At 63.0% G+C, this 14,938-nt stretch carries 25 protein-coding genes; all 25 read right to left on the bottom strand.

Annotation, left to right across the window (positions count from 1 at the left end; genetic code table 11):
* Positions 1 to 16: 16 nt before the first annotated feature.
* The 25 genes from rplQ to rpsS all read right to left on the bottom strand — a co-directional run bounded on the left by rplQ (position 17) and on the right by rpsS (position 14,936).
* Complete coding sequence (rplQ, locus tag WC704_RS01880; RefSeq protein ID WP_372888282.1) at positions 17 to 439, bottom strand: 50S ribosomal protein L17; 423 nt, start codon at positions 437 to 439, stop codon at positions 17 to 19.
* 213 nt (positions 440 to 652) lie between these two features.
* A complete protein-coding gene (locus WC704_RS01875) occupies positions 653 to 1,720 on the bottom strand; it encodes a DNA-directed RNA polymerase subunit alpha (protein ID WP_372888281.1) in 1,068 nt (355 codons plus the stop codon).
* A gap of 95 nt (positions 1,721 to 1,815) precedes the next feature.
* On the bottom strand, positions 1,816 to 2,205 hold the full coding sequence (gene rpsK, locus WC704_RS01870) for a 30S ribosomal protein S11 (RefSeq protein WP_010164557.1): 390 nt from the start codon (positions 2,203 to 2,205) through the stop codon (positions 1,816 to 1,818).
* A 55-nt stretch (positions 2,206 to 2,260) separates the two neighbouring features.
* A complete protein-coding gene (gene rpsM / locus WC704_RS01865) occupies positions 2,261 to 2,629 on the bottom strand; it encodes a 30S ribosomal protein S13 (RefSeq protein WP_010403705.1) in 369 nt (122 codons plus the stop codon).
* 172 nt (positions 2,630 to 2,801) lie between these two features.
* Positions 2,802 to 4,100, bottom strand: coding sequence for an ATP-binding protein (locus WC704_RS01860; RefSeq protein WP_372888280.1), 1,299 nt, complete (start codon positions 4,098 to 4,100; stop codon positions 2,802 to 2,804).
* A gap of 80 nt (positions 4,101 to 4,180) precedes the next feature.
* Positions 4,181 to 4,873, bottom strand: a complete 693-nt coding sequence (locus WC704_RS01855; protein WP_372888708.1) for a response regulator transcription factor — start codon at positions 4,871 to 4,873, stop codon at positions 4,181 to 4,183.
* Positions 4,874 to 5,097: 224 nt separating this feature from the next.
* A complete protein-coding gene (locus WC704_RS01850; protein ID WP_372888279.1) occupies positions 5,098 to 5,667 on the bottom strand; it encodes an ATPase in 570 nt (189 codons plus the stop codon).
* 48 nt (positions 5,668 to 5,715) lie between these two features.
* Entirely contained in the window at positions 5,716 to 6,366 is a 651-nt protein-coding gene (locus WC704_RS01845; protein ID WP_372888278.1) for an adenylate kinase, read from the bottom strand.
* A 40-nt stretch (positions 6,367 to 6,406) separates the two neighbouring features.
* The gene (gene secY / locus WC704_RS01840) at positions 6,407 to 7,759 is read right to left on the bottom strand and encodes a preprotein translocase subunit SecY (RefSeq protein WP_372888277.1); all 1,353 of its coding nucleotides are present in this window, start codon (positions 7,757 to 7,759) and stop codon (positions 6,407 to 6,409) included.
* A 267-nt stretch (positions 7,760 to 8,026) separates the two neighbouring features.
* Positions 8,027 to 8,569, bottom strand: a complete 543-nt coding sequence (gene rplO / locus WC704_RS01835) for a 50S ribosomal protein L15 (RefSeq protein ID WP_372888276.1) — start codon at positions 8,567 to 8,569, stop codon at positions 8,027 to 8,029.
* A gap of 118 nt (positions 8,570 to 8,687) precedes the next feature.
* Entirely contained in the window at positions 8,688 to 8,864 is a 177-nt protein-coding gene (rpmD, locus tag WC704_RS01830; protein ID WP_010403711.1) for a 50S ribosomal protein L30, read from the bottom strand.
* A 6-nt stretch (positions 8,865 to 8,870) separates the two neighbouring features.
* Positions 8,871 to 9,590, bottom strand: a complete 720-nt coding sequence (gene rpsE / locus WC704_RS01825; RefSeq protein WP_372888275.1) for a 30S ribosomal protein S5 — start codon at positions 9,588 to 9,590, stop codon at positions 8,871 to 8,873.
* Positions 9,591 to 9,592: 2 nt separating this feature from the next.
* Positions 9,593 to 9,952, bottom strand: coding sequence for a 50S ribosomal protein L18 (rplR, locus tag WC704_RS01820; RefSeq protein WP_010403713.1), 360 nt, complete (start codon positions 9,950 to 9,952; stop codon positions 9,593 to 9,595).
* Positions 9,952 to 10,485 carry a 50S ribosomal protein L6 gene (gene rplF, locus WC704_RS01815; RefSeq protein ID WP_372888274.1) on the bottom strand — a complete coding sequence of 178 codons (534 nt, stop codon included), beginning with the start codon at positions 10,483 to 10,485 and terminating at the stop codon, positions 9,952 to 9,954. The genes rplR and rplF overlap by 1 nt, the downstream gene beginning before the upstream one ends.
* Entirely contained in the window at positions 10,485 to 10,880 is a 396-nt protein-coding gene (rpsH, locus tag WC704_RS01810) for a 30S ribosomal protein S8 (RefSeq protein WP_033964930.1), read from the bottom strand. Before rpsH ends, rplF begins: the two co-directional genes overlap by 1 nt.
* A 10-nt stretch (positions 10,881 to 10,890) precedes the next feature.
* On the bottom strand, positions 10,891 to 11,196 hold the full coding sequence (gene rpsN / locus WC704_RS01805; protein ID WP_033964931.1) for a 30S ribosomal protein S14: 306 nt from the start codon (positions 11,194 to 11,196) through the stop codon (positions 10,891 to 10,893).
* Position 11,197: 1 nt separating this feature from the next.
* Positions 11,198 to 11,785: a 50S ribosomal protein L5 gene (rplE, locus tag WC704_RS01800; protein WP_372888273.1), complete on the bottom strand. Its 588-nt coding sequence runs from the start codon at positions 11,783 to 11,785 to the stop codon at positions 11,198 to 11,200.
* A complete protein-coding gene (rplX, locus tag WC704_RS01795; protein WP_372888272.1) occupies positions 11,778 to 12,095 on the bottom strand; it encodes a 50S ribosomal protein L24 in 318 nt (105 codons plus the stop codon). Before rplX ends, rplE begins: the two co-directional genes overlap by 8 nt.
* Positions 12,095 to 12,463, bottom strand: coding sequence for a 50S ribosomal protein L14 (gene rplN / locus WC704_RS01790; RefSeq protein ID WP_010403723.1), 369 nt, complete (start codon positions 12,461 to 12,463; stop codon positions 12,095 to 12,097). Before rplN ends, rplX begins: the two co-directional genes overlap by 1 nt.
* A 171-nt stretch (positions 12,464 to 12,634) precedes the next feature.
* Entirely contained in the window at positions 12,635 to 12,907 is a 273-nt protein-coding gene (gene rpsQ, locus WC704_RS01785; protein WP_010403725.1) for a 30S ribosomal protein S17, read from the bottom strand.
* 10 nt (positions 12,908 to 12,917) lie between these two features.
* Complete coding sequence (rpmC, locus tag WC704_RS01780) at positions 12,918 to 13,136, bottom strand: 50S ribosomal protein L29 (protein ID WP_010403727.1); 219 nt, start codon at positions 13,134 to 13,136, stop codon at positions 12,918 to 12,920.
* 1 nt (position 13,137) lies between these two features.
* On the bottom strand, positions 13,138 to 13,572 hold the full coding sequence (gene rplP, locus WC704_RS01775; protein WP_010164579.1) for a 50S ribosomal protein L16: 435 nt from the start codon (positions 13,570 to 13,572) through the stop codon (positions 13,138 to 13,140).
* 10 nt (positions 13,573 to 13,582) lie between these two features.
* Positions 13,583 to 14,284 carry a 30S ribosomal protein S3 gene (gene rpsC / locus WC704_RS01770; protein WP_010403730.1) on the bottom strand — a complete coding sequence of 234 codons (702 nt, stop codon included), beginning with the start codon at positions 14,282 to 14,284 and terminating at the stop codon, positions 13,583 to 13,585.
* Positions 14,284 to 14,661 (bottom strand): 50S ribosomal protein L22, encoded by a 378-nt coding sequence (gene rplV, locus WC704_RS01765; protein ID WP_010403732.1) that lies wholly within the window; start codon positions 14,659 to 14,661, stop codon positions 14,284 to 14,286. Before rplV ends, rpsC begins: the two co-directional genes overlap by 1 nt.
* Positions 14,661 to 14,936, bottom strand: a complete 276-nt coding sequence (gene rpsS / locus WC704_RS01760) for a 30S ribosomal protein S19 (protein ID WP_010164582.1) — start codon at positions 14,934 to 14,936, stop codon at positions 14,661 to 14,663. The genes rplV and rpsS overlap by 1 nt, the downstream gene beginning before the upstream one ends.
* Positions 14,937 to 14,938: the final 2 nt, after the last annotated feature.

Genomic DNA, 14,938 nt, shown 5'->3' with positions numbered 1-14,938 from the left:
TTGTAAAGCGTTGCGATTATGCCGCTTCGTCATATTCCCCATCGGTCTGCACCGGGCCCGAATCCTGGCCCTTGGCGCTGACGTCGCGGTCGACGAATTCGATGATCGCCATCGGCGACGCGTCCGACAAGCGGATGCCCGCCTTGATGATACGGGTGTAGCCACCATTACGATCGGCATAGCGCGATGCCAGCACGTCGAACAGCTTGACCAACTGCGCATCGTCGAGCAGCCGGGCGTGCGCCAGGCGACGGTTGGACAGGCCACCCTTCTTCGCCAGCGTGATGAGCTTTTCGACGTAAGGACGCAGTTCCTTCGCCTTGGCGACGGTGGTGGTGATCTGTTCGTGCTTGATGAGCGCTGCCGACATGTTGCGGAACAACGCAATGCGATGTGCCGAGGTCCGCTGCAGTTTACGACCGCCTACGCGATGACGCATGGTATTTTCCTTCGTTCGTTATGGGGCCGTTTGACGGAACCCCAGACCAGGTGGCTGTTGCGGCTGCCACCAATCGCCGTTGTGATCCCCGGCGCAGGCCGGGGTCCAGTTCCTCAAACAGCGCCGCGGCAAAGCCGCGTCATCGACCGCGCGCGGCGCGTCGGCCGAGGTGATCGCCGCGACACGGATTAGCCTGAGGCTAATCCGCTGCGATCACCCCATAATTTCCTGCTCAAGCTTCTTGGCCATCTCTTCGATGTTTTCAGGCGGCCAACCTGGAATTTCCATGCCGAGGCGGAGCCCCATCGAGGAGAGCACTTCCTTGATCTCGTTGAGCGACTTGCGACCGAAATTCGGCGTGCGCAGCATCTCGGCTTCGGTCTTCTGGACCAAATCGCCGATATAGATGATGTTGTCGTTCTTGAGGCAGTTGGCGCTGCGCACCGACAGTTCGAGCTCGTCGACCTTCTTGAGCAGATAACGATTGATCTGCTGCGTGTCGCCAGCGACTTCCCCACCGGTTGCCGCCGGAGCAGCATGGCCGATTGGCGCCGAACGCGTGACCGACGAATCGTCGAAATGCACGAACAAAGCGAGCTGGTCCTGCAGGATGCGCCCCGCATAACCAACGGCGTCCTCCGGCGTGATCGTGCCGTCGGTCTCGACCGTCAGCGTCAGCTTGTCATAATCGAGTTCCTGCCCGACGCGGGTGTTCTCGACCTTGTAGCTGACCTGCTTGACCGGCGAATACAGCGCGTCGACCGGGATCAGGCCAATCGGTGCATCGGCCGGACGGTTGGCCACCGCTGCGACATAGCCCTTACCGACATCGGCGGTCAGTTCCATGTTCAGTGTCGCGCCATCGTCAAGGTGACACAGCACCAGCGCCGGGTTCATCACTTCGATGTCACCCGAAACCGCGATGTCGCCGGCCTTGACCGGACCCGGGCCCGTTGCCGAAAGCTGGAGACGCTTCGGCCCCTCGCCCTGCATCCGCAGCGCGATTTGCTTCACGTTCAGCACGATGTCGGTCACGTCCTCGCGAACGCCCGCGAGCGAGGAGAATTCATGCAGAACGTTCTCGATCTTGATCGAGGTAACGGCCGCACCTTGCAGCGAGGAAAGCAGCACGCGCCGCAGCGCGTTGCCGAGCGTCAAGCCAAAGCCACGCTCCAGCGGCTCGGCGATGAAGGTCGCCTTGCGCTTGCCGTCACCGCCGGGCTTCTTTTCGAGGCCGGACGGCTTCTTCAATTCCTGCCAGTTCTTTGCATTGACGGACATAGGCTATCCCTTGGTTTTGGGCCGGAATGGGGCAATCCCGGCCATATAGGAATCGAACCGTGCAGCGCGATCAACCGCGCACGGTCGAGACGAAGTCAGACGCGGCGACGCTTGGACGGACGCACGCCGTTGTGCGGGATCGAAGTCACATCGCGAATCGAGGTGATCTGGAAACCGACCGCCTGCAGCGCGCGCAGCGCCGATTCACGACCCGAACCCGGGCCCTTCACTTCGACTTCGAGCGTGCGAACGCCGTGCTCGGCGGCCTTCTTGCCCGCGTCTTCCGCTGCGACCTGCGCCGCATACGGGGTCGATTTGCGCGAGCCCTTGAAGCCCATTGCGCCAGCCGACGACCATGAGATCGCGTTGCCCTGGGCATCGGTGATCGTGATCATGGTGTTGTTGAAGCTTGCGTTCACATGGGCAACGCCCGAGGTGATGTTCTTACGTTCGCGGCGCTTAATGCGCTGTGGTTCACGTGCCATTGTCTGTCCCTAATCCTTCGTCGAGGAGCGAGCCGCGGTCACCCGCGGCTCAAGCTCACTTCTTCTTGCCGGCGATCGGCTTGGCCTTGCCCTTGCGAGTGCGCGCATTGGTATGCGTGCGCTGGCCACGAACCGGCAGGCCCTTGCGATGACGCAGGCCGCGATAGCAGGCCAGATCCATCAGGCGCTTGATGTTCATCGCCACCTGGCGGCGAAGATCACCCTCGACAGTGTAGTCGGCGTCGATGGTTTCGCGGATGTGGAGGACTTCCTGGTCGGTCAGGTCCTGCACGCGCGCGGTCATCGGGATGCCGAGCTTGGTGACGATTTCCTTGGCCTTGGTGTCGCCAATGCCGTGAATGTAGGTGAGCGCAATAACAACGCGCTTGTTGGTCGGGATGTTGACCCCGGCGATACGTGCCATGAACTTGTTCTCCTGCTCCACAGGGCCCGCATGGCTGCGCACCCCATCTCATCGCGTTGCCTACCGTAACGCACGACACCGGCGAGCGCAAACATGCGCCGCCGGAGACCGGTGTTTCGGAATAATGGTGCGTTAAGACCCGACTCACCCGGTGTCAAGCGCACGATCGCGATCACGCCGTCAGCGGGATTACGATCGCCACGATCAGGCCGGGCGCATGGTCGCCCAGTTCCAGGCGCCCGCCGTGCAGCCGTGCTACGGCCTCGACCAGCGCCATGCCGAGCCCAGCTCCGGGCACACTGCGCGCGACATCCAGCCGCCCGAACCGCCGCAGCGCCTGTGCACGGTCGGCCTCGGCAATTCCCGGGCCGCGATCGGCAACCTGAAAACGCGCCGCGTCGTGGCCGATGACCAACCCAAGCCGAATCTCCCCACCCTGCGCGGCATGGCGCAGCGCATTGTCGATCAAATTGGCAATCGCCTGCGTCATCAACTCACGGTGCAACACAATGTGCGGCGGATGCGCGTCGATCACCACCTCGAACCGCATTCCGGCATCCTCGACCACCGGGCCGTAAAGCTCGGCAATCTCCTCCATCAACACCGCCGGGTCGATCGGTGCCAGGCGATCACGCGGGACCGATTCGGCGCGCGTGATCTCGATCATCGTCGACAGTATCCGCATCACCAGATCGGTCTCGATCAGCAGCCCGCCCAGCGCCGCCTCGCGTTGCACCGGATCGGCCTGCAGTACCGCGACCTCGGCCTTGGCGCGCAGCCGGGCGAGCGGAGAGCGCAAATCATGCGCCAGGCCATCGGTGACGATGCGCAATTCGGTCATCAGCCGCTCGGTCTTGTCGAGCATCGCGTTCAACCGCGTCGCCAGTCGGTCGAACGCGTCGCCACCGCCCGGATGGCCCGCCGCCGGATTGAGTACGCGGCGCGCCAAATCCCCGCTGGCCACTCCCTCGATCACATCGGCAACCCGGTCGAGCCGTCGCCCGACATAGCGCGTGACGATCAGCCCACCACCTATCCCAAGCGCCAGCGACAACAGCATCGCCGCGGCGAGCGCGCGCTCGATCCCCCGTTGCTCCTGCTCCCAATCGTCGAGCAGGCGCCCGCTGACCAGCCGATACGGGCCAACCTCGCGCACGGCATATCCTGCCTCGCGCTCCAGCCACGGGCTCGAATCCCCCAAGCGCCCGATGCGGAAGACGGTTGGTGTCGGCGCCCCGCTACCGACGATTGCCGGGCCGAGCCCCGCTACGCGGCGTCCATCGGCAGCGATGACCGCGACGATGCGCGAGCGATCCCCCGTCGCACGCCCCTCGTCGATCGTCCGCGCCAGTGCGGGGAGCCCGCCAGCGCGATAAATCGCCGCCAGCCCTTTCGATTCCTCGACGGTATCGCGACGCAACTCGTCAATCGCCTCGTCACGGACGAGCTTCCACACGAACGCGACCAGCACGACATTGGAAGTCAGCCCCAGCAGGATTGCCAGCAGCGCAATCCGCGCGGTTACCGACAGGCGCGACGAGAAGGAAATGGCTATGGCTCGACCGACAGCCGATAGCCGGCACCCCGCACGGTGTGCAGGATTGGCGCGGCAAAGCCCTCTTCAAGCTTGCGGCGCAACCGCCCGATATGGACATCGACCACGTTCGATCCCGGATCGAAATGATAGTTCCAGATCTTCTCCAGCATCATCGTACGGGTAACGACTTGCCCGGCATGGCGCGCCAGATATTCGAGCAGGTTGAATTCGCGCGCACCAAGCTGAATCGACCGCCCCGCGCGTGCGACGGTGCGTGCGAGCAAGTCGATCTCCAGATCGCCGACCGACAATCGCGTCGCCTGCCCCTCCCCCGATCCGCGATCGACACGGCGGAAGATCGCGTCGATGCGCGCGGTCAGCTCGGCAAAGGAGAACGGCTTCACCAGATAATCGTCGGCACCCGCGTTCAGTCCGTCGATGCGGTCGTCGACCGTGCCCAGTGCCGACAGGATCAAGGTTGGCGTGCGCACTCCTGCCGCCCGAATCGCGCCGAGCATTGCGATGCCGTTCAGCCCCGGCAACATGCGGTCGGCGATGATGAGATCAAAAATGCCCTCGCTTGCCAGAAACAGCCCGTCGCGTCCGTCCGAGCACGATTCAACCGCGAAGCCCGCCTCGCTCAACCCCTTGGCGAGATAGGTGGAGGTGGAACTATCGTCCTCGACGATCAGGATCTTGCGGGTCACAGGCGGCATTCCGGGCGGTTTCCTTGTGCCTAGAATGAAATGAGGCCGACGGAAAGCGTGCCTTCCGCCGGCCAACGACACTCCCGGGAGTGCGAGTGTCGATCTCGTAAATTCATTTCCGGCCAGCGTGCGGGGCCTGCCCGGTTTATGCGCCGACCACGCATCCACCGCGATGACACCGGCGTGACGAAAATGTCATTCACTCCCGACGCGCAACCATTTGGTCAGCGCGAGCCTGCATTGTCCTTTGGTGCAACGTCCACCCCTGCCTCGGCAGCGGCCTTCAGCCCGATCAATTGCGTCGCGAGAACTTCATCGACCTTGGGTGCCAGCGTATCGGCCCCCGCGCGCACGTAACCGCCCACGACATAGTCCAGCGTGACACGCGTGGTGGTTTTGGTTTCGGGGTCGAGCCGGAAGGTGAGCGTCCCCGTCACCGCCTCGGCCTGGAGCGGCCCGAGCGCGCCGACCAGACGAAGCATCCGGGGCGGTTGAATATAGACGACGCGCGCATGTTCGACCGTGCCCTTGCTCGCCGGAATGCGTTCGCAAAAACAGCCTGTCGCCTGCGGATCGAGATAGAGGTTGGCGCTTTCGTCCGAATAGGTGTGCTCGTGGTCCCACCATTTCTGCGGGACCATCAGCGCGCCCCAAGTCCGCGCGACCGATGCCTCGACCGTGACGACCTGCTTGATCTCGAAACTGGCGGGCGTCGCCTGCACTACCTCCGCCGCCGTCGGCGCACCCGCGCCACCCAACAGCGCCAGCGCCGCAACCGTTGCGATAATTTTCATCCCCATCTCCCCCCCCGAAGTGTTTCGGCGGGGAGCATAAGGACGCGATCAGCCAGCGTCGAGGATTGCCGCGATCGCGCGAGTCACGTCGCCAATATCGCCCATGCCATCGACGCGCGCGAGCAACCCGCGCGCCTGGTAGATCGGGATGATCGGTTCGGTCTTGGCGCGATATTCGGCCATGCGCGTGCGCACGGTTTCCTCATTGTCGTCCGGACGCCGCTTGAACTCATGCCCGCCGCACACATCGCAGGTGCCCGCAATCCTGGGCTGCTTGAAGCTGTCGTGATAGCCCGCACCACAGGTGGCGCAAGTATAGCGGCCAACGATTCGCGCGACGAGCTTGTCTTCGTTCACCTCAAGCTCGATCACCTTGTCGAGCGTCCGTCCGCGACCGGCGAGAATGGTATCGAGCTGCTCGGCCTGCGCCGCGGTGCGCGGATAGCCGTCGAAAATCACGCCTTGCGCAGGATCGAGCGATGCCAGCTTTTCGTCGATCAGCGCCGAGACGATCGCGTCCGACACCAATTCACCCGCCTCCATGACCGCCTTGGCCTGCAACCCGACCGGGCTCCCCGACTTGACCGCAGCACGCAGCATGTCGCCGGTCGAAAGCTGGACCATATCCCGATCCGCCTCCAGGTGGCTCGCCTGCGTGCCCTTGCCGGCTCCGGGCGGTCCCAAAAGGATGATGTTCAACACGCTCTCCCCAATCGCCCTGGCGACCTGCGCCCCGTTCTTAACGGAGACGCCCGCCCTTCAGCTTCGCCTTCTTGATCAGATCGCCATATTGATGCGCAAGCAAATGGCTCTGAATCTGCGTCACCGTATCCATTGTTACGTTGACCACGATCAGCAAGCTAGTGCCACCAAGGTAGAAGGGAATCGACAGCGCCGACACCAGATATTCCGGCAACAGGCAGATGATCGCCAGATACCCGGCACCAATCACGGTGATACGCGTCAGCACATAATCGAAATAGGCTTCGGTGTTTTTGCCCGGACGGATGCCGGGGATGAAGCCGCCATAGCGCTTCAGATTGTCGGCGGTCTCTTCCGGGTTGAACACCACAGCGGTGTAGAAGAACGAGAAGAACACGATGCCCGCCCCGTAGAGCAGCATATACACCAGCGACCCATGCTGCAGATATTGGTTGAGCCCGATGACGACATCGCCCCACCAGGTTTCCTTGCCGCCGGTCGGCTGTTTGCCGGCAAGCTGCATCACCGTCAGCGGCATCAGCAGCAGCGACGAGGCGAAAATCGGCGGAATCACGCCTGCCGTGTTGATCTTGAGCGGCAAATGGCTGCGATCGGCCTGCATCCCGCGCTGCGTCTGGCGCTTGGGATATTGGATCAGGATGCGGCGCTGTGCGCGCTCCATGAAGCAGATGAACAGGATCAGACCTGCCACCGCGACGATGATGCCGAGGATCTTGAAGCCATCGAGGTTCCCCGCGCGGCCGCCCTCGGCCAGCGTGTAGAGCGTCGTCGGCAGATTGGCGACGATACCGGCCATGATGATGAGCGACATGCCGTTACCGATGCCGCGGCTGGTGATCTGCTCACCGATCCACATCAGGAACATGGTGCCGCCAACCAGGCTGACGATCGAGCCCGCGATGAACATTGGCCCCGGATTCACGACGACGCCCTGGCTCTCAAAGCCGAGCGTCAGGAAATACCCTTGGATAATGGTCAGCGCGACGGTGCCGTAGCGCGTATATTGGTTGAGCCGCTTGCGCCCGCTTTCGCCTTCCTTCTTGATCGCAGCGAGCGTCGGCGACAGCGAGGTCGCGAGCTGCACCACGATTGAGGCAGTGATGTAGGGCGTAACGCCCAACGCGATCAGGCTGGCGCGCTTCAGCGACCCGCCCGAAAAGGCATTGAAGAAATCGAGCACGCCACCGCTGGTGCGGCTGGCGAGTTCGGTCAGCGCGGTCGGATCGATGCCGGGCAGCGGCACGTAGCTGAGCAGGCGGAAAACGATCAAGGCGCCGATGGTAAACCACAGCCGCTTCTTGAGGTCGGTCGCCTGTGCGAATTTCGACAGGCTGAGGTTGGAAGCCATCTGGTCGGCTGCGGATGCCATGTGCGTCTATCGTCCTGGATGCAGTAGCGGCGGAAACAAAAAAGGCGGGAACGTGTTACCGCCCCGCCGCTCATATAGGGGCCCAAGCGGGCTTGTCTAATGGGTTGCGGTCCGCCGCCCCCGAAATGACTCGTCACCCCGGGCTTGTCCCGGGGCCCACCGTTGTCAAAAACCCTCGGCAGCAGGACCTGCGGCACGGTGGACCCCGGGACGAGCCCGGGGTGACGGTGGGGAAGAAGGTCGCCGAGCAAAGGCTCGGCGCAAGGCTTACGCCTTGAACGATTCCTTGTGCGCCTTGCGCTCGCGATACTTGACGCCCTTTTTGGCGGCAGCCTTCTCGGCGGCAGGAACGACGTGAATCACCTCGACCGAACCACCGGCCTTCTCGACCGCTTCAATCGCGCCCTTCGACGCGCCAGCAACCGTGAACGACAGCTTGGTGGTCAGTTCGCCCTTGCCGAGCAGACGGACGCCGTCCTTGCCACCGCGCGCGAGGCCAGCGGCCTTCAGCGCGTTGTGATCGAGCGTCGCGCCAGCTTCGATCTTGCCTGCGTCAACCGCAACCTGGATCGCACCGAGGTTCACTTCGGCATAATCCTTGGCGAAGATGTTGTTGAAGCCACGCTTCGGCAACCGCATGTGCAGCGGCATCTGGCCGCCTTCGAAGCCGGCAATGGAAACGCCCTCGCGGCTCTTTTGGCCCTTCTGGCCGCGGCCTGCGGTCTTGCCCTTGCCCGAACCGATGCCACGGCCGACACGCATTTTGGACTTACGCGCACCGGCGTTGTCACGGAGATCATTGAGTTTCATGTGTGCACTCGCTTTCGCTTTTGTCGCGCTGGATAAATGAGGAAGGGGGCCGTTAGCCCCCTGCCCCGGATTTGTCTATATCTTGTCCCTCTCCCCCTGTCGGGAGAGGGGCGATAGCTTACGCCTCGATCTTCACCATGTGCGCGACCTTGCGGATCATGCCACGAACTTCGGGCGTGTCCTGCAGCTCGCGCGTGCGGTGCATCTTGTTGAGGCCGAGACCGATCAGCGTTGCGCGCTGGTCCTTCTCGCGGCGGATCGGCGAACCGGTCTGCGTGATCTTGATGGTTGCCATGATCGTTTACTCCACGATCGCTTCGGCTTCAGCCTGGGGTGCTTCCGCACCACCACGGCCGAGCAGATCGGCGATCTTCTTGCCACGACGCTGCGCAACCGACTTCGGGCTCACCTGGCTGGTCAGCGCCTCGAAGGTCGCACGGATCATGTTGTACGGGTTGGACGTACCGACCGACTTGGTCACCACGTCGGCAACGCCGAGCGATTCGAACACGGCGCGCATCGGGCCACCGGCAATGATGCCCGTTCCCTGCGGTGCCGAGCGCAGCGTGACGAGACCGGCACCGAAGTGACCGTTACCGTCATGATGCAGCGTGCGACCTTCCTTCAGCGGAACGCGGACCATTGCCTTCTTGGCAGCAGCCGTCGCCTTGGAAATGGCTTCCGGCACTTCGCGTGCCTTGCCATGACCGAAGCCGACACGGCCCTTGCCGTCGCCCACGACGACCAAAGCTGCAAAGCCGAAGCGCTTACCGCCCTTGACCGTCTTCGAGACGCGGTTGATGTGAACCAGCTTCTCGATCAGCTCTTCGCCGCCGTCATCGGCACCGGGTCCGCCACGACCGCGATTGTCGCGACCGCCACGGTTGTCACGGCCACCACGATTGTCGCGACCACCGCCGGGACCACCGCGACCACGACCGCCGCGCGGACCCCGCGCGTCGGGAGCAGCAGCACCTTCGGGAGCTGCCGAAGCTTCGGTTGGGATGTTGTCGTCAGCCATAATTAGAACTCCAATCCGGCTTCACGCGCGGCAGTCGCCAACGCCTTGACGCGACCGTGGAACAGGAAGCCACCGCGATCGAACACGACCTGCGTGACGCCAGCAGCCTTGCAGGCCTCGGCGATGCGGGTGCCGACAGCCGTCGCAGCGTCGATGTTGGCGCCGGACGTGTCGCGCACGTCCTTTTCCAGCGTCGAAGCGGCGGCGATCGTCACGCCCTGCGCGTCGTCGATGATCTGCGCATAGATGTGGCGGCCCGAGCGATGGATCGACAGCCGCGGACGGCCCGATCCACGCGCACGGAGCGCGGTGCGGTTGCGGCGGCGCCGCTTCTCGAAGAGAGACATACCCTTGGTCGACATTACTTCTTCTTCCCTTCCTTGCGGAAGATGAACTCGCCGTCGTACTTGATGCCCTTGCCCTTATACGGCTCGGGCTTGCGCCAGCGACGGATTTCAGCGGCCAACTGGCCGACCTTCTGCTTGTCGGAACCCGAAATCTCGACCGTCGTGTTGTCCGGGGTCTTGACTTCAATCCCTTCCGGCACGTCGATGTTGACGTCGTGGCTGTAGCCGAGCTTGAGGTTCAGCGTCTTGCCCTGAATTGCAGCGCGGTAGCCCACGCCGTTGATCAGCAGCTTCTTGGTGAAGCCGTCCGACACGCCGGTGATGAGGTTCTGCACCAGCGTACGCTGCATGCCCCAGAACGCGCGAGCGCGCTTGGTCTCATTGGCCGGGTTGACGGCGATGCCGCCCTCTTCAAGCACATAGCTGATCTCTTCGCGCAGCGGCATGGCGAGGGTGCCCTTGGGCCCCTTCACGCTGAGCTGCTGGTCTTCGATCGTCGCGGTCACGCCGCTCGGGATCGTGACCGGCTTTTTACCGATGCGGCTCATCAGAACACCTCCGCGAGGACTTCGCCGCCGACATTCTGTTCGCGCGCTTCGGCGTCGGACAGAACGCCGCGAGGCGTGGAGACGATCGTGATGCCAAGGCCATTCATGACGCGCGGCAGTTCGGTCGAAGCCGAATAGACGCGACGGCCAGGCTTGGACACGCGCGCGACGTGCTTGATCGCGGGCTGGCCTTCGAAATACTTCAGCTCGATGCGGATGCCGGCCGCAGGGCCCATCTGCTCTTCGGTGTAGCCACGAATGTAGCCCTCGCGCTGGAGCACGTCGAGCACGCGGGCCCGCAGCTTGGAGCCCGGCGTCAGGACGGAGTCCTTGCGCGCGCGCTGGCCGTTGCGGATGCGGGTGAGCATATCACCCAGGGGATCGGTCAATGCCATCTGTTGATCCTTACCAGCTCGACTTCGTAACGCCCGGGATCAGGCCCTTGTTGGCCAGATCGCGAAGCTGAATACGGCAGAGGCGGAACTTGCGATAATATGCGCGCGGACGACCGGTCAGCTCGCAGCGGTTGCGGATGCGCGTCGGGTTCCCGTTGCGGGGGATCTCGGCCATCTTCAGACGGGCTTCGATCCGCTCACCGTCGCTGAGCGTCGTGTCGGCGGCAATCGCCTTCAGTGCCGCGTACTTGGGCGCATACTTCTTGACCAGCATCTTGCGACGCTCGTTCTTGTTGACAGAACTTACCTTCGCCATCTTATGCCGCCTTCTTTTCGGTGTCAGCGTCTTCGATCGGGAACGGGAAGCCGAACAGACGGAGCAACTCGCGCGCTTCGTCGTCGGTCTTCGCCGTGGTCGCCACGATCACGTCCAGGCCGCGGATCTTGTCGATCCGGTCATAGCTGATTTCCGGGAACACCAATTGCTCCTTCAGGCCGCAGGCATAGTTGCCGCGTCCGTCGAACGATTTGGGGTTGAGCCCGCGGAAATCGCGAACGCGGGGAAGCGCGATCGTGATGAAACGGTCCAGGAATTCGTACATGCGCTCACGGCGAAGGGTAACCTTCACACCGATCGGCATACCCTCGCGCAGCTTGAACTGTGCGATCGACTTCTTGGCCTTGGTCACGACGGGCTTCTGCCCTGCGATCAATTCCATTTCGCCAAAGGCCTGGTCGACCTTCTTCTTGTCCTGCGTGGCTTCGCCAACGCCCATGTTCAGCACGATCTTGTCGATGCGCGGAACTTCCATTGCGTTCTTGTAGCCGAACTTCTCGGTCATCGCTGCGACGACCTTGTCGTCGTAGATGCCCTTCATCCGGGGCTTGTAAGCTGCATCAGCCATCGATCTTGTCTCCGGTCTTGACCGCAACACGGACCTTCTTGCCGTCCTGGGTCTCGAAACGAACGCGCGTAGGCTTGCCGTCGGCGGTCACGTGCGCGACCTTGGAGACGTGCAGCGGCGCTTCGGCGCGCTTCAGGCCACCCTGCGGGTCACCCTGGCTCGGCTTGGTGTGACGGACCGCCACGTTGACGCCCGCAACGACGACCTTGCCGTCTTTGGGGAGTGCCAGCGTAACTTCACCGGTCTTGCCCTTGTCCTTGCCGGACAGAACGATGACGCGGTCGCCCTTCTTGATCTTTGCGGTCGCCATTACAGCACCTCCGGCGCGAGACTGATGATCTTCATGTGCTTCTTGCCGCGCAGTTCGCGAACCACTGGGCCAAAGATACGGGTGCCGATCGGCTCCTCATTCTTGTTGACCAGCACGGCTGCGTTCGAATCGAAGCGGATCACCGAACCATCGGCCCGGCGAATGTCCTTCGCCGTACGCACGATGACGGCGCGGTGCACGTCGCCCTTCTTCACGCGGCCGCGCGGTGCGGCCTCCTTCACGCTGACGACGATGATGTCGCCAACGCCTGCAACACGACGCTTGGACCCGCCAAGCACCTTGATGCACATAACCCGCTTCGCGCCGCTGTTGTCAGCGACCTCGAGATTGGATTGCATCTGGATCATAGATCCGCTTCCTTCTCATCTGGGGCCGATACCGACCGGACCCCGCCTCTAACTATCAAGCCAACCCGTTCGGGCTGAGCCTGTCGAAGCCCCTTCCCCGCTTGCGACCCGGTCGCCTGCGGAAACCACCCTTCGACAAGCTCAGGGTGAACGGGGAAATTTCCGACGCTCTTATGCGTCGACGTCGACCCGGTCGGGCGTCGCGTGGGTGTTGACCCGATCGATCACCTTCCAGGTCTTCAGCTTGGAAATCGGCGCGGTCTCTTCGATCCGCACGGTCTCACCCTGCTTGAACTCATTGCCCTCATCATGGGCATGATACTTCTTCGTACGGCGGATGATCTTGCCATAGAGCGCGTGCTTGACCTTACGCTCCACGTTCACGACCACCGTCTTGTCGCCCTTGTCGGAGACGATCAGCCCCGTCAGCACGCGCTTTGGCATGTCTAAATCCTTACTTTGCCGCAGTGTCGCGCGAACGCGCGGACTGCAGGGTCTTGATGCGAGCGATGTCGCGACGGACTTCCTTGACCCGGCTCGGCTTTTCGAGCTGGTTGGTCGCGGCCTGGAAACGGAGGTTGAACGCCTCGCGCTTCAGGTTGCCGAGCTCCTCGCCCAACTGGTCCTCGGTTTTCGCCTTGAGATCGGAGCGACGCGTGTCGATCTTCGCCATGTTATGCAACTCCCAGATGCGAGGTGTCGCCGAGACGGGCAACGACCTTCACCTTGATCGGCAGCTTCATCGCTGCACGGCTGAACGCCATTGCCGCGATGTCGCCAGGAACGCCGTCCAGTTCGAACAGGATGCGGCCGGGCTTGACGCGGGCTGCCCAATATTCCGGCGACCCCTTGCCCTTACCCATGCGGACTTCAGCGGGCTTGCCCGAGACGGGAACGTCCGGGAAAACGCGGATCCACAAACGGCCCTGGCGCTTGATGTGTCGCGTGATCGCGCGGCGAGCCGCCTCGATCTGGCGTGCGGTGAGACGATCCGGCTCCATCGCCTTCAGGCCATAGGACCCAAAGTTGAGCGTGGTGCCACCCTTGGCGTCGCCGTGGATGCGGCCCTTGAAGGCCTTGCGGAACTTGGTCTTTTTCGGTTGCAGCATGATCTATTCCTTAGCGGCGCGGATCAGGCCGGACGCCGGAAGTCTGTGCTTCCATCATCAGCCGGTCGGTCGCCATCGGGTCATGACCCAGGATTTCGCCCTTGAAGATCCAGACCTTCACGCCGCACACGCCATAAGCCGTGTGTGCAGTCGCTTCAGCGTAATCAACGTTGGCGCGCAGCGTGTGGAGCGGCACGCGACCTTCGCGATACCATTCCGACCGTGCGATCTCGGCGCCGCCAAGACGGCCACCGCAGTTGATCCGGATGCCCTCGGCGCCCAGACGCATCGCCGACTGCACCGCACGCTTCATGGCGCGGCGGAAAGCGATACGACGCTCGAGCTGATCGGCGATGCCCTGTGCAACCAGCTTGCTGTCGACTTCCGGCTTGCGGATTTCGACGATGTTCAGGCTGACGTCGGACGTCGTCATCTTGCCGAGCGTACGGCGCAGCTTTTCGATGTCCGCACCCTTCTTGCCGATGATGACACCGGGACGGGCCGCGAAGATCGAAACGCGGCACAGCTTGGCCGGACGGTCGATGACCACCTTGGAGATCGCAGCCTGCGGCAGCGTCTTCAGGATGTACGCACGCATCTTGAGATCTTCGAGCAGAAGACGGCCGTAATCGGCGCCCTCGGCATACCAGCGGCTATCCCAGGTGCGGTTGATCTGCAGGCGCAGACCGATCGGGTTCGATTTCTGACCCATTATGCTTCTTCCTGCTCGCGCACGACGATGCGCAGACGGCTGAACGGCTTGAGGATGCGCGTCGACTTGCCACGACCGCGGGTCGCGAAGCGCTTCATCACGATCGACTTGCCAACCGAAGCTTCTGCGACGACGAGCGAGTCGACGTCGAGATTGTGGTTGTTCTCGGCGTTGGCGATGGCGGACGCCAGCACCTTGCGCGCGTCAACCGCCATGCCCTTGGTCGAGAACTGCAGGATGTTCATCGCATCGCCGACCTTCTTGCCACGGATCAATGCCGCGACGAGGCCGAGCTTCTGCGCGGAACCACGGATCTGCGTGCCGACCGACAGCGCCTCGTTATCCGCCACGCGGCGGGGAGCTTTTGCCTTAGCCATTAGCGCTTGCCCTTCTTGTCCGCGGCATGGCCGGGGAAATAGCGCGTCGGCGCGAACTCGCCGAGCTTCATGCCCACCATGTCCTCGTTGACAGAAACCGGCACGAACTTGCGGCCGTTATAGACGCTGAAGGTCAGGCCAACGAACTGCGGCAGGATCGTCGAGCGGCGCGACCAGGTCTTGATCGCACCACGCGCGTTGGTTTCCTGCGCGGTTTCTGCCTTCTTCAGCAGGTGAAGGTCCACGAACGGACCCTTCCAGACGGAACGAGCCATCG

The organism is Sphingomonas sp. (assembly GCF_041661885.1).
In the GTDB taxonomy this organism is placed as follows: Bacteria; Pseudomonadota; Alphaproteobacteria; order Sphingomonadales; family Sphingomonadaceae; genus Sphingomonas.
Note: the sequence above shows the minus strand (reverse complement) of the source record. Positions and strands in the feature narration are given on the sequence as shown.

What these genes read in the sequence shown, in the direction of transcription:
- rpsM (WP_010403705.1), bottom strand. Translation starts at nt 2,629, where the DNA reads ATGGCACGTATCGCCGGGGTCAACATCCCGACCAACAAGCGCGTTGTT.
- rpsE (WP_372888275.1), bottom strand. Translation starts at nt 9,590, where the DNA reads ATGGCTGACGACAACATCCCAACCGAAGCTTCGGCAGCTCCCGAAGGT.
- secY (WP_372888277.1), bottom strand. Translation starts at nt 7,759, where the DNA reads ATGGCATCCGCAGCCGACCAGATGGCTTCCAACCTCAGCCTGTCGAAA.
- rpsS (WP_010164582.1), bottom strand. Translation starts at nt 14,936, where the DNA reads ATGGCTCGTTCCGTCTGGAAGGGTCCGTTCGTGGACCTTCACCTGCTG.
- rpsC (WP_010403730.1), bottom strand. Translation starts at nt 14,284, where the DNA reads ATGGGTCAGAAATCGAACCCGATCGGTCTGCGCCTGCAGATCAACCGC.
- rplV (WP_010403732.1), bottom strand. Translation starts at nt 14,661, where the DNA reads ATGGCTAAGGCAAAAGCTCCCCGCCGCGTGGCGGATAACGAGGCGCTG.
- rplP (WP_010164579.1), bottom strand. Translation starts at nt 13,572, where the DNA reads ATGCTGCAACCGAAAAAGACCAAGTTCCGCAAGGCCTTCAAGGGCCGC.
- rpmC (WP_010403727.1), bottom strand. Translation starts at nt 13,136, where the DNA reads ATGGCGAAGATCGACACGCGTCGCTCCGATCTCAAGGCGAAAACCGAG.
- rplF (WP_372888274.1), bottom strand. Translation starts at nt 10,485, where the DNA reads ATGAGCCGCATCGGTAAAAAGCCGGTCACGATCCCGAGCGGCGTGACC.
- rpsQ (WP_010403725.1), bottom strand. Translation starts at nt 12,907, where the DNA reads ATGCCAAAGCGCGTGCTGACGGGGCTGATCGTCTCCGACAAGGGCGAC.
- rplO (WP_372888276.1), bottom strand. Translation starts at nt 8,569, where the DNA reads ATGAAACTCAATGATCTCCGTGACAACGCCGGTGCGCGTAAGTCCAAA.
- rplR (WP_010403713.1), bottom strand. Translation starts at nt 9,952, where the DNA reads ATGTCGACCAAGGGTATGTCTCTCTTCGAGAAGCGGCGCCGCCGCAAC.
- rplX (WP_372888272.1), bottom strand. Translation starts at nt 12,095, where the DNA reads ATGGCGACCGCAAAGATCAAGAAGGGCGACCGCGTCATCGTTCTGTCC.
- WC704_RS01875 (WP_372888281.1), bottom strand. Translation starts at nt 1,720, where the DNA reads ATGTCCGTCAATGCAAAGAACTGGCAGGAATTGAAGAAGCCGTCCGGC.
- rpsN (WP_033964931.1), bottom strand. Translation starts at nt 11,196, where the DNA reads ATGGCGAAGGTAAGTTCTGTCAACAAGAACGAGCGTCGCAAGATGCTG.
- rplN (WP_010403723.1), bottom strand. Translation starts at nt 12,463, where the DNA reads ATGATCCAGATGCAATCCAATCTCGAGGTCGCTGACAACAGCGGCGCG.
- rplQ (WP_372888282.1), bottom strand. Translation starts at nt 439, where the DNA reads ATGCGTCATCGCGTAGGCGGTCGTAAACTGCAGCGGACCTCGGCACAT.
- rplE (WP_372888273.1), bottom strand. Translation starts at nt 11,785, where the DNA reads ATGGCTGATGCAGCTTACAAGCCCCGGATGAAGGGCATCTACGACGAC.
- rpmD (WP_010403711.1), bottom strand. Translation starts at nt 8,864, where the DNA reads ATGGCAACCATCAAGATCACGCAGACCGGTTCGCCGATCCGCCGCGAG.
- WC704_RS01850 (WP_372888279.1), bottom strand. Translation starts at nt 5,667, where the DNA reads ATGAAAATTATCGCAACGGTTGCGGCGCTGGCGCTGTTGGGTGGCGCG.
- rpsK (WP_010164557.1), bottom strand. Translation starts at nt 2,205, where the DNA reads ATGGCACGTGAACCACAGCGCATTAAGCGCCGCGAACGTAAGAACATC.
- rpsH (WP_033964930.1), bottom strand. Translation starts at nt 10,880, where the DNA reads ATGGCATTGACCGATCCCCTGGGTGATATGCTCACCCGCATCCGCAAC.